At 73.5% G+C, this 11618-nt stretch carries 10 protein-coding genes; 3 read left to right on the top strand and 7 right to left on the bottom strand.

Translation table 11 applies throughout. The annotated features are described in order from the left end of the window. A partial coding sequence (locus GTW43_RS27940) for a lipid-transfer protein (protein WP_161304739.1) occupies positions 1-963 on the bottom strand: 963 nt, incomplete at its 3' end. A 120-nt stretch (positions 964-1083) separates the two neighbouring features. Between GTW43_RS27940 and GTW43_RS27935 the strand changes: the two genes are divergently transcribed. Next, complete coding sequence (locus GTW43_RS27935; protein WP_161304738.1) at positions 1084-2664, top strand: FadD3 family acyl-CoA ligase; 1581 nt, start codon at positions 1084-1086, stop codon at positions 2662-2664. 19 nt (positions 2665-2683) lie between these two features. On the opposite strand, the gene GTW43_RS27930 is transcribed toward GTW43_RS27935, so the two are convergent. The 3 genes from GTW43_RS27930 to GTW43_RS27920 all read right to left on the bottom strand — a co-directional run bounded on the left by GTW43_RS27930 (position 2684) and on the right by GTW43_RS27920 (position 4541). Continuing rightward, entirely contained in the window at positions 2684-3331 is a 648-nt protein-coding gene (locus GTW43_RS27930; RefSeq protein ID WP_161304737.1) for a nucleoside/nucleotide kinase family protein, read from the bottom strand. Between the two features lie 3 nt (positions 3332-3334). Next, positions 3335-3700: a PH domain-containing protein gene (locus tag GTW43_RS27925; protein ID WP_161304736.1), complete on the bottom strand. Its 366-nt coding sequence runs from the start codon at positions 3698-3700 to the stop codon at positions 3335-3337. A 115-nt stretch (positions 3701-3815) separates the two neighbouring features. Further along, positions 3816-4541: a DUF4232 domain-containing protein gene (locus GTW43_RS27920; protein WP_161304735.1), complete on the bottom strand. Its 726-nt coding sequence runs from the start codon at positions 4539-4541 to the stop codon at positions 3816-3818. Positions 4542-4730: 189 nt separating this feature from the next. On the opposite strand from GTW43_RS27920, the gene GTW43_RS27915 reads away from it, so the two are divergent. Next, the gene (locus GTW43_RS27915; RefSeq protein ID WP_161304734.1) at positions 4731-6044 is read left to right on the top strand and encodes a helix-turn-helix transcriptional regulator; all 1314 of its coding nucleotides are present in this window, start codon (positions 4731-4733) and stop codon (positions 6042-6044) included. Between the two features lie 82 nt (positions 6045-6126). On the opposite strand, the gene argS is transcribed toward GTW43_RS27915, so the two are convergent. Then, a complete protein-coding gene (gene argS / locus GTW43_RS27910; protein ID WP_161304733.1) occupies positions 6127-7899 on the bottom strand; it encodes an arginine--tRNA ligase in 1773 nt (590 codons plus the stop codon). A 232-nt stretch (positions 7900-8131) separates the two neighbouring features. Between argS and lysS the strand changes: the two genes are divergently transcribed. Beyond that, the gene (gene lysS / locus GTW43_RS27905; protein ID WP_161304740.1) at positions 8132-9883 is read left to right on the top strand and encodes a lysine--tRNA ligase; all 1752 of its coding nucleotides are present in this window, start codon (positions 8132-8134) and stop codon (positions 9881-9883) included. 82 nt (positions 9884-9965) lie between these two features. On the opposite strand, the gene GTW43_RS27900 is transcribed toward lysS, so the two are convergent. Continuing rightward, a complete protein-coding gene (locus tag GTW43_RS27900) occupies positions 9966-10892 on the bottom strand; it encodes an ROK family protein (protein WP_161304732.1) in 927 nt (308 codons plus the stop codon). Continuing rightward, positions 10889-11618 (bottom strand): ATP-binding cassette domain-containing protein (locus GTW43_RS27895; protein WP_161304731.1); only part of this gene is annotated, 730 nt, incomplete at its 5' end. The genes GTW43_RS27895 and GTW43_RS27900, both read right to left, overlap by 4 nt.

Here is an 11618-nt window from a genome sequence, read left to right as displayed (position 1 = left end):
CCCGATCTCCAGCGCACCCCCCTCGGTGAAGGCGGCCCCTTCCCCCCGCCCGCAGAACCCGTACCCCTCGAGCGACAGCGGTATCAGCGGCGTGAACGCGTCGTAGATCTGGGCGACGTCCACGTCCTCGGGGGTGAGGTCGGCGTTCTTCCACAGGTGGCGGGCGGCGGTCCAGGCGGGACCGGTGAGCGGGTCGTCGTTCCAGTAATTGACCATGCCGTGGTGCTGGGCGGGCAGCCCCTGCGCGGCGGCGTGCACGGAGACGGGCCGCTGCCGGCAGTCCCGGGCGCGCTCGGCGGAGACGAGGACGCAGGCGAGCGCGCCGTCGGTCTCCAGGCAGTTGTCGAAGAGGCAGAGCGGCTCGCTGATCCACCGGGAGTTCATGTACATGTCCCGGGTCAGCGGCCGCTCGTACATGATCGCGTCGGGGTTCTGGTTGGCCCGGTTGCGGCAGGCGAGCGCGACGTTGAAGAGGTGGTCGCGGGTCGCCCCGTACTCGTGCATGTAGCGCCGGGCGAGCATGCCGATCTCGTCGGCCGGGCGCAGCAGCCCGAACGGCCGGGTCCACTGGGCCGGGGTCGGCAGCTGCACGGCGGTGTTCTTCCACGGGCGCGGCCCCGAGCCGCGCTTGCGCGAGCGCCAGGCGACCCCGACGCTCGCCTGCCCGGTGGCGATCGCGGCGGCGAGGTGCGCGACGGTGGCGCAGGAACCGCCGCCGCCGTAGCCGACCTTGGAGAAGAAGGTGACGTCACCGGCGCCGATCGCCTTGGCGACCTCGACCTCGTCGGTCTCCTCCATCGTGTACGAGGCGAACGCGTCGACCTCGGCCGGGGCGATGCCCGCGTCGTCGAGCGCGGCCAGGATCGCCCGGCACGCCAAGGTCTTCTCGGATTCGGGGAGTTGTTTCGCGAAGGCCGTCTGGCCTATGCCGACGATGGCTGTCGCGTCCTTCAGTCCCGCCATGGGCACCCCCACCTGGAACGAACCGGAGCACCGGGATCCGGCCGCTCCGTCTGCTGACAGCGCGTCAGGCTACAGCTAATCTGACGGATAGTCAGCTACGGCGTGGTGGGAGGTCGTTCGATGCGTACGGACGGTACGGATGATGCCGGGTGGGGCACGATCCCGGAGCTGGTGCAGGACGCGGCCGCACGGTATGCCGGGCGCGAGGCCGTCGTCGAGGGCCGCACCCGGATCACCTTCGCGGAACTCGGCGAACGCGTCGAGCGGGCCGCGGCCGCCTGCCTCGCCGACGGGGTCGAGCCCGGCGACCGCGTCGCGATCTGGGCGCCGAACACGCTGGACTGGATCGTCTCCGCCCTCGGCGCCGTCACCGCCGGCGCCGTCCTCGTCCCGCTCAACACCCGCTTCAAGGGCGCGGAGGCCGCCGACGTCCTCGCCCGCTGCCGGGCCCGCCTGCTCTTCGTCACGGGCACCTTCCTCGGCACCTCGTACGTCGCCTCGCTGCGCCGCGCCCAGCAGAACGGGGCCGAACTGCCCTGTCTGGAACGGGTCGTCGTGCTCGGTGACACTGCGCCGGACACGCCCGGCTACGGCACCTGGAAGGAGTTCCTCGCCGCGGGCGACACGGTCACGGCGGACGCCGTCCGCGAGCGCGCCGCGGCCGTCGCCCCGTCCGCGCCCTCCGACATCATCTTCACCTCCGGCACCACCGGGCGGCCCAAGGGCGCCGTCATCACCCACACCCAGACCCTGCGCGGCTACGCGATCTGGTCCGACCTCGCCGGGCTGCGCGAAGGCGACCGCTATCTCATCGTCAACCCGTTCTTCCACACCTTCGGGTACAAGGCCGGGATCATCGCCTGCCTCATGCGCGGCGCGACGATGGTCCCGCAACCCGTCTTCAACGTCGACACGGCCCTCGCCAACATCGCCGCCGAGCGCATCTCCGTCCTGCCGGGACCGCCCACCCTCCACCAGTCCCTGCTCGACCATCCGGCCCGCGACGCCCACGACCTGTCCGCCCTGCGGCTCGTCGTCACCGGCGCCGCCGTCGTGCCGCTCCAGCTCGTCGAGCGGCTGCGCGGCGAACTCGGCGTCGGCACCGTCCTCACGGCCTACGGCCTGTCCGAGGCCAGCGGCATCGTCTCCATGTGCCGCCGCGGCGACCCCGCCGAACGCATCGCGGCGACCTCCGGCCGCGCCATCCCCGGCACCGAGGTCCGCGTCGCGTCACCCGGCCCCGGCGAACCCGGCGAGGTCCTCGTGCGCGGCTTCAACGTCATGCGCGGCTACTACGAGGACCCGGCCGCCACCGCCGAGGCGATCACCGAGGACGGCTGGCTGCGCACCGGCGACGTCGGCGTCCTGGACGCCGACGGCTATCTGCGCATCACCGACCGCATCAAGGACATGTTCATCGTCGGCGGCTTCAACGCCTACCCCGCCGAGATCGAGCAGCTCATCGGCCTGCACCCCGAGGTGGCCGACGTCGCGGTCGTCGGCGTGCCCGACGGGCGGCTCGGCGAGGTCGGCAAGGCGTACGTGGTGCGGCGCTCCGGCGCCGTCCTCACCGCGGACGACCTGATCGCCTGGTCCCGCCGCGAGATGGCCAACTACAAGGTCCCCCGCGAGATCGAGTTCGTCGGCGACCTCCCGCGCAACGCCTCCGGCAAGGTCCTCAAGCACCATCTGCGCGCCTGACCGCGACCGACCCGCCCTCCTACCGCCGCTCCCGCACCGAACCCGCGTCGAGGTCCACCACCACGTCCGCCCGCGCCCGGCCGGAGGCCACGCGGCGGGCGTTCGCCTCGTCCGAGCGCAGGACCCAGGCGCGGGCCTCGGCCGGGGTCCTGCCGAACCGGACGTGGCGGGCGACGAGCCGGCTCACCCGGGTCGGCCCGTCCACCGCGACCCACCACACCTCGTCGAGCAGCGGCCGCACCGCGTCCCGCCAGGGCGGCTCGTCGAGGAGCAGATAGTTCCCCTCCGTCACGACCAGCGGCGCGTCCGGCGGCACCGCCAGCGCACCCGCGAGCGGCTGCTCCAACTCCCGCTCGAACGCGGGCGCGTACACCGTCTCGCCCGGCCGCGGCTCCCGCAGCCGCCGCAGCAGAGCCGCGTACCCGTACGCGTCGAACGTGTCCGGCGCGCCCTTGCGGTCCGCGCGGCCCAGCCGGTGCAACTCGGCGTCGGCCAGATGGAACCCGTCCATCGGCACCGGTACCGCCGCCCCGTCCAGCGCCTCGACGACCGCCGCGGCCAGCGTCGACTTGCCCGCGCCGGGCGGCCCGGCGATCCCGATGACGCGCCGGGCGCCGGGAGCGGCCAAGGCGCGGGCGCGGGCGGCGAGCTCCTCCACGTACGCCATCGGTCAGCGGGCGACGAACTGGCTGAGGATCGCCTGCACCTCGTAGATGTCGACGCCCTTGGTGAAGGTCTTCTCGATGGGCGTCCCGCTGCCCGACACCCAGATCTTCAGCTCGGCGTCCAGATCGAAGTGCCCGGCCGTCTCGACCGCGAAGTGCGTGATGCTCCGGTACGGCACCGAGTGGTACTCGACCTTCTTGCCGGTCATCCCCTGCTTGTCGATCATGATCATGCGCTTGTCCGTGAGCAGGATCGCGTCGCGGATCAGCTGGTACGCCCCGTAGACCTGCTCACCCTGGCCGAGGAGGCGCGCGTACTCGTGCGCGGCCTTCCCCGGATCGATCGTGTGCGCGTTCCCGAACAGTGCCATCGGTGCCCCCGTCTTCCGTCCTCGGTCGGTCGAACGGAGAACGGACGGGCCCACCCCCGAGTTCCGTCCCGCCCCGGTCCGACCGCCACCGGACCCGGGCCGTCCGCGGGCCGCGTCACCAGGAGAGCGCGTCGTCCATCGACTGCTGCCAGTACGTCACCTCGAGGGTGCTGTCGACGTAGACGCCCTTCGCCGGGACGGACGGGTGGGCGCCCGCGGTGAGGCCCTCGCCGTCGTGGCCCTGGAAGTAGACCGTCAGGTCCTTCGCCGTGGTGCCGTTCGTGCCGCTGCCGTCCGCCGCCGAGAGCTTCACGGAGGAGTAGCCGGACTCGCCGGGGGAGAGGGTGACGACCGCCTGCGGCTTCGAGTCGGCGATGACCGGCGGGACGGACTGGGCCTCGCCGAACCGCACCGCCGGATAGCCGTAGAGGTAGCAGGTGCGGGAGCCGGTGTTGGTGACGGTGATCAGCATGTGGTTCACGGGGCGGGTGAGCGGGGCCGCGACGGTCTTGGTGGTGTTGCCGTCGCAGGTGACCGCTGTCCCGCCGGCGGACCGCCCGCCCCGGCCCGCCGCACCGGTCCCGGTGCCGTTCGCCGTCCCGTTCGTGTCTCCGCCCGCGTTCCCCCGGGCGGAGGCGGGCGTCTTGTCGCCCTCGGCGCCGCCCTTGCCGTCCGTGGAACCGGGCCGCGCCGTGCCCGGGGCGGTCGCGGACGGCGCCAGTGACGCGCCCTCGTCCTTCACCCCCGACCCGTCGTCGCACGCGGTCAGCGAGAGCGCGGCGACCGCGACGGTCGCGGCCGTGAGAAGGAGGCGGGAGCGGGCGGTGCGGTTGCGGGTCATGTCGGTCGAGCCCCTTCGGCTTGTGGTGCGGTGTGGTGCTTGGATGACAGGAGCTTGTGCCGTGATCCGTCCCACCCGCCACGCCCGCCGGGCAGTTGGGGACACTGGAACGCTGGAACAGGCTCTGACCAGCACGAACGTGTGTCCCCTGGAACGCCGGAACGGGACACGGTGGGATGGAGGACCAGGGTGTCAGGGGCAACGGGAGCCGGATCAGCGGACGCGGCCGACGGATTCGCGGAGCTGCTGCGCGGGCTCAAGGACCGCTCCGGACTGAGTTACGGCACGCTCGCGAAGCGGCTCCACCTGAGCACGTCCACGCTGCACCGCTACTGCAACGGCACGGCGGTACCGACCGACTACGCGCCCGTGGAACGCCTCGCGCGCGTGTGCCGGGCGACGCCCGAGGAACTCGTCGAACTGCATCGCCGCTGGATCCTCGCGGACGCCCACCGGGGCAGCGCGAACCGCAGGGCCGCCGCCCCCGGCGCCACCCCCGGCCCCGTCGCCGCCGCCGCCCCGGACGTGACCCCCGACGCGCCGGACGTGACCCCCGTCGCGGGCGGCGGCACCCCGGCGCCCCGGACACCCCGCCCGCGCCGGCGCACCGCCCTGATCGCCGCCGTGGCCGTCGCCGCCGTCCTCGGTGCCACGGTCCTCGCCGTCGACCTGTTCGCGGGCGACGGCCAGGACGCCTCCGGCCGCCACCGGGCCGCCGGAGCCCGGCAGCCGACGGCGGCGAGCGCGTCCGCCTCCGTGTCCGGCTCCCCGTCCCCCTCCGCAGGCGCGAAGGACCGGGACCAGGGCAAGGACCCGGCCGCGGGCGGGAGGAGCGGCGCACCGGAGTCCCGGAGCCCGGGCACGGGCGGCACGGGCGGCACCGGCGGGGGCGCCCCCGCCACCGGCACCCCCTTCACGGTCGGCACCCGCCCCTACGTCTACGACCAGCCGTGCAGCCAGCACTTCCTCGTCGACAGCGACCCCGACCACGTCGGCCCGCCCGCCGACGAACAGGGCGCCCCCGGCTGGGCGTCCGCCTACGGGGCCGTCTCCGGCGGCGAGCAGCGCGTGGCCCTCACCCTCCAGGGCACCGGCCCGGACACGGTCGTCCTGGAGGCCCTGCACGTCACCGTTGCCGGGAAGTCCGCCCCGCTCGCCTGGAACGACTACGCGATGGGCTCGGGCTGCGGCGGCGGCGTCGAGACCAGGTCGTTCGACGTCCCGCTCGACGCGGGCAGCCCCACCGTCAGCGGCATCAACGGCCAGCGCGACTTCCCGTACAAGGTCAGCGAGTCCGACCCCGAGGTCTTCTACATCACCGCGCACACCGAGGCCCACGACGTGCGCTGGTACCTGACCCTCGACTGGTCCAGCGGCTCCCGCCACGGCACGGTCCGCATCGACAACGACGGCACCCCGTTCCGCACGAGCGCCAACGAGGGCCGGCCCGGCTACCACTACCCCCTGGGCGGCAGCGAGTGGATCGCGCGTGACCCCGGGTGAACGACAGTGGCCCGGGGCGCTCGCGCACCCCGGGCCACCACCCTCGCCGGACCGTCGCGGGGACGGTCCGGCGCACCGTCCGTCAGAGCTTCTCGGGCGTCCGGATGCCCAGCAGGGCCATGCCCCGGTGCAGCGTGCGCGCCGTCAGGTCGCACAGCAGCAGCCGGTTCTCGACGACCTCCTGCGCAGGGCGCGGGCGGACCACCGGGCACTGGTCGTAGAACGTCGTGAACAGCGAGGCCAGCTGGTACAGGTACGCGGCCAGCTTGTGCGGCGCGTACTCGGCGGCGGCCTCGTAGACCAGATCGCCGAACGCGTCCAGGTGCAGGCCGAGCGCCCGCTCCGCCGGGGCCAGCGCCAGCTCCGGGTGCGCGACGGGCTCCGCCGAGTCGCCGGCCCTCCGCAGGATCGACTTGATGCGCGCGTACGCGTACTGGAGGTACACGCTCGTGTCGCCGTTGAGCGACACCATCTGGTCCAGGTCGAACTTGTAGTCGCGGTTCGCGGACGTCGACAGGTCGGCGTACTTCACCGCGCCGATGCCGACGAACCGGCCGTTCTCGACGATCTCGTCCTCGGTCAGGCCCACCTTCTCGGCCTTCTCGCGCACGACGGCGGTGGCCCGCTCGACGGCCTCGTCGAGGAGGTCCTCCAGCTTGACCGTCTCGCCCTCACGCGTCTTGAACGGCTTGCCGTCCGCGCCGAGCACCGTGCCGTAGCCCATGTTGTGGGCGGTGACCTCGTCGCTCAGCCAGCCCGCCCGCCGGGCCGTCTCGAAGACCATCTTGAAGTGCAGCGACTGACGCACGTCCACGACGTAGATCAGCGACGTGGCGTGCAGGCCGACGACGCGGTCGCGGATCGCGGAGAGGTCGGAGGCCGCGTAGCCGAAGCCGCCGTCCTTCTTCTGCACGATCAGCGGCACCGGCTGGTCGTCCTTGCCCTTGATGTCGTCGAAGAACACGACGAGGGCGCCCTCGGAGCGGACCGCGACGCCCGACTCCTCCAGGAGCCGCGCCGTCTCGGCCATCATGTCGTTGTACGCCGACTCGCCGACGATCTCGTCGTCGCGGATCTCCATGTCGAGCTTCTCGAAGACCGAGTAGAAGTACACCTTCGACTCGTCGACGAACCGCTGCCACAGGTCCAGCGTCTCCTTGTCGCCGGACTGGAGCGCGACGACCCGCTTGCGGGCCCGCTCCTTGAACTCCTCGTCCGCGTCGAAGACGGCACGCGACGCCTTGTACACCCGGTTCAGGTTCGACATGGCCTGCTCGCCGTCGACGGCCTCCTCGGCGGGCGGCGCCAGGGTGCCGGGGTTCTCGATCAGGTACTGGATGAGCATGCCGAACTGGGTGCCCCAGTCGCCGATGTGGTGCCGGCCGATCGTGTGCTCGCCGGTGAAGTCGAGCATGCCGCGCAGCGCGTCCCCGATGACCGCCGAGCGCAGGTGCCCGACGTGCATCTCCTTCGCCACGTTCGGCTGGGCGTAGTCGATGACCGTGACGCCCGGGTTCTCCTTCGCCGCGACGCCCAGCCGGTCGCCGTCGGCGGAGCGCGCCGCGAGGGTCCGGGTGATCGCCGCGTCGGTGACCGTCACGTTCAGGAAGCCGGGGCCCGAGACCTCGACGTCGGCGAGCAGGTCGCCGTTGACGATCTTCTCGACGACCTGGGCGGCCAGCTCCCGCGGGTTCGCCTTCGCCTTCTTGGCGAGCGCCAGGATCCCGTTGGCCTGGTAGTCGGCCCGGTCGCTTCGGCGCAGCAGTGGGTCTCCGACGGTCTCCGGGAGGGCGGCCGTGAGGGCGTCGGTGAGGCGCTGCCGGACGGAGGCGGTGATGGACGTGACCGGGGCCATGGGTATGGGCTGCCGTTCTGGTCGGGGCTGATTCGAGTCGTCCCAGTATTTCACGGCACGGCAACGGGTTATCCGGGCCGCCCGCCGGGCCGCCCGCCCCACCGGCCGGCCGCCGCACCCGCCCCGGAGCGGCCGCTGACAATGCGTTTTCCGTGTGGCCCGAGGAACTGGGACAATGTCCCAGGCGTGGAGAGCGACCACGCCGTACGACCTGAACGGAAAGGCACCCCGAATCGTGGCAGCCCAGAGCACAGGCGCGGAGACCCAGGACTGGGTGTCCCGTTACGCGGACGATGTCATCGCCGAGTCCGAGCGTCGCGCCCCGGGCAAACCCGTTGTGGTCGCCTCCGGCCTGTCGCCCTCCGGCCCGATCCACCTGGGGAACCTGCGCGAGGTCATGACCCCGCACCTGGTCGCCGACGAGATCCGCCGCCGCGGGTACACCGTGCGCCACCTGATCTCGTGGGACGACTACGACCGCTACCGCAAGGTGCCGAACGGCGTCCCGGGCACCGACGCGTCCTGGGCCGAGCACATCGGCAAGCCGCTCACCGCGGTCCCCGCCCCGGCCGGCTCGGCGTACCCGAACTGGGCGGAGCACTTCAAGGCCGCCATGGTCGCCGCCCTGGCCGACCTCGGCGTCGAGTTCGACGGCATCAGCCAGACCGCGCAGTACACCGCGGGCGTCTACCGCGAGCAGATCCTGCACGCGATGCGGCACCGCGGCGACATCGACGCGATCCTCGACCAGTACCGCACCAAGAAGGACCCGGCCAAGCAGCAGAAGCAGCAGAAGCCGCAGGACGAGGCCGAGCTGGAGGCCGCCGAGGGCTCCGGCGCCGCGTCCGAGGACGACGGCAGCGGCGGCACCGGCGGGTACTACCCGTACAAGCCGTTCTGCGGCCAGTGCGGCAAGGACCTCACGACCGTCACGTCGTACGACGACGACACCACCGAGCTGTCCTACACCTGCACCCTTGACGGCTTCACCGAGACCGTGCTCCTGTCGGAGTTCAACCGCGGCAAGCTGGTGTGGAAGGTCGACTGGCCGATGCGCTGGGCCTTCGAGGGCGTGATCTTCGAGCCGTCCGGCGTCGACCACTCGTCGCCGGGCTCGTCCTTCCAGGTCGGCGGCCAGATCGTCGACCGCGTCTTCGGCGGCAAGCAGCCGATCGGCCCGATGTACGCGTTCGTCGGCATCAGCGGCATGGCCAAGATGTCGTCCAGCAAGGGCGGCGTGCCCACCCCCGGGGACGCGCTGCGGATCATGGAGCCGCAGATCCTGCGCTGGCTCTACGCCCGCCGCCGTCCCAACCAGTCGTTCAAGATCGCCTTCGACCAGGAGATCCAGCGGCTCTACGACGAGTGGGACAAGCTCGGCGCCAAGGTCGCCGACGGCACCGTACTGCCCGCCGACGCCGCCGCCTACCGCCGCGCCGTCGGCACCGCCGCGGGCGACCTGCCCCGCACGGAGCGCCCGCTCGCCTACCGGACCCTCGCCGCCGCCGCCGACGTCACGGCCGGCGACGAGAAGCAGGTCCAGCGCATCCTCTCCGAGCTCGACCCCGAGCACCCGGTCACCGACCTCGCCACCGTCCGGCCCCGCCTGGACAAGGCCGAGGCCTGGATCAGCACCTACGTGCCCGCCGAGTCCCGCACGATCGTGCGCACCGAGCCCGACGCCGAGGCCCTCGCCGGCCTCGACGACGCCTCCCGCGCCTCGATCGCCCTGCTCCTCGACGGACTCGACGACCACTGGTCCCTCGACGGTCTGACCCACCTCGTGTACGGCGTCCCGAAGGTCCAGGCCGGCTTCCCCGCCGACGCCACGGCCAAGGAGCTCCCGCCCGAGATCAAGGCCGCCCAGCGCAGCTTCTTCGCGCTGCTCTACCACCTGCTCGTCGGGCGGGACACCGGCCCGCGCCTGCCCACGCTGCTCCTCGCCGTCGGCGCGGACCGCGTGCGCGCGCTGCTCGCCGGCTGACCGGCGCCGGACGAACGCGGAGGGGCGGTACCGGAGAACCTCCGGTACCGCCCCTCCGCGCTGCCCGGACCCCGGGCCCCGGTCAGCGGGTGGTCAGCTCGTGGCGCGCCCGGGCCGCCGCGCCCAGCGGCACGGCATCGGCGCCCAGGGCCGCCGGGAGCAGCTTGACCGGGTGGCCGCTGATCGGCGGCTCCGCGGCGAGCGGCTCCAGGATCAGCGGTTCGAGCAGCGGCCAGGCGCCGCTGACGCCGCCCCCGATCACGACCGTCCCGATGTCCATGAGCCCCGCGGTCATCACGACGGCCCGCGCGATCCCGGCGCCCGCCGCCGCGTACACGGACCGCGCGTCGGCGTCCCCCGCCAGCGCCGCCTCGGCCACCTCCCGGGCGGTCAGCTCCCGCCCGGTGCGCTCCCCGTACCGGGCCCGCACGGAGCGGGCCGACGCGAGCGTCTCCAGGTGGCCGCGGCCGCCGCAGGTGCAGGGCAGGTCGCCGAAGCCGGGGACGTGACCGATCTCGCCGGCCGCCCCGTGGGCCCCCGTGTGCAGGGCGCCGCCGGTCCACAGCGCCCCGCCGACACCGGTGCCCAGCGTCATGCCCAGGACGTCCCGCTCGCCCACCGCGGCGCCGCACGCGATCTCACCGCGCAGGAAGGCGTTCACGTCGTTGTCCAGGAACGCGGGGACGCCCAGCGCGGCGCGCAGCGCGGCCGCCACCGGGAACCCGGCCCAGTCGGTGAACGAGTCGCTGGCCACCAGGACGTGCCCGGACGCGGCGTCGACCACCCCGGCCGCCCCCACCCCGACGGCCGTCAGCCGGCCCGGGGTGCGCGCCCGGACGGTGGAGAGCAGGTCCAGCGCGGCGGCGATCATCGCCCGGCCGCCGGAGCGGGCCGGGGTCGCCCCGGCCGCGCGGTCCACCACGGTCAGCTCCTCGTCGCACAGCACCACCTGGGTGGTCGTGCCGCCGATGTCGATCCCCGCGACGACCGGGGCGCCGGACTCCCTCACGCCTGCTCCTCCGCCCGCCCGGCGGCCAGCGTCGCGAGCCGCTCCGCTCTGCGGCCGCGCTGCACGACGGGGTCGGGCACCGGCACCGCGGCCAGCAGGCGCCGCGTGTAGTCGGTCTCGGGGTGCAGCAGGGTCGCCGACGTGAGCCCCTGCTCCTCGGCCCGTCCCGCCCGCATCACGACGACCCGGCGCGCGAACTGCTGCACCACGGCCAGGTCGTGGGAGACGAACAGGCAGGCGAAGCCCAGCTCCTCCTGCAGCTCGCGGATCACCTCGAGGACCGCTTCCTGCACGCTCACGTCCAGGGCGCTCGTCGGCTCGTCGGCCACCAGCAGGCGCGGCCCGAGGACGAGGGCGCGGGCGAGACTGACGCGCTGGCGCTGCCCGCCGGACAGTTCGCGCGGTGCGCGCCGCGCCACGTCCCGCGGCAGCCTGACCCGGTCGAGGACGTCGCCGACCAGCGCCGCGCGCTCCTTGCCGGACAGCCGCCCGCGGTGCACCCGCAGCGGTTCCGCGACGCACTCGCCGACCGTCATCCGGGCGTCCAGCGAGGCGACCGGGTCCTGGAGGACGACGCCGATCCCGGCCCGCAGCGCACGCCGCGCCCGCGCCCGGGTGCGGGCCAGATCGGCGCCGAACAGGCGCACGGAGCCGGCCGTCGGGGCGATCAGGCCGAGCGCCACGCGGGCGGCGGTGGACTTGCCGGAGCCGGACTCGCCGACCAGG

Origin of the sequence: Streptomyces sp. SID5785, assembly GCF_009870065.1 — a bacterium.
GTDB lineage: Bacteria > Actinomycetota > Actinomycetes > Streptomycetales > Streptomycetaceae > Streptomyces.
Note: the sequence above shows the minus strand (reverse complement) of the source record. Positions and strands in the feature narration are given on the sequence as shown.

What these genes read in the sequence shown, in the direction of transcription:
- GTW43_RS27930 (WP_161304737.1), bottom strand. Translation starts at nt 3,331, where the DNA reads ATGGCGTACGTGGAGGAGCTCGCCGCCCGCGCCCGCGCCTTGGCCGCT.
- GTW43_RS27920 (WP_161304735.1), bottom strand. Translation starts at nt 4,541, where the DNA reads ATGACCCGCAACCGCACCGCCCGCTCCCGCCTCCTTCTCACGGCCGCG.
- GTW43_RS27925 (WP_161304736.1), bottom strand. Translation starts at nt 3,700, where the DNA reads ATGGCACTGTTCGGGAACGCGCACACGATCGATCCGGGGAAGGCCGCG.
- GTW43_RS27935 (WP_161304738.1), top strand. Translation starts at nt 1,084, where the DNA reads ATGCGTACGGACGGTACGGATGATGCCGGGTGGGGCACGATCCCGGAG.
- argS (WP_161304733.1), bottom strand. Translation starts at nt 7,899, where the DNA reads ATGGCCCCGGTCACGTCCATCACCGCCTCCGTCCGGCAGCGCCTCACC.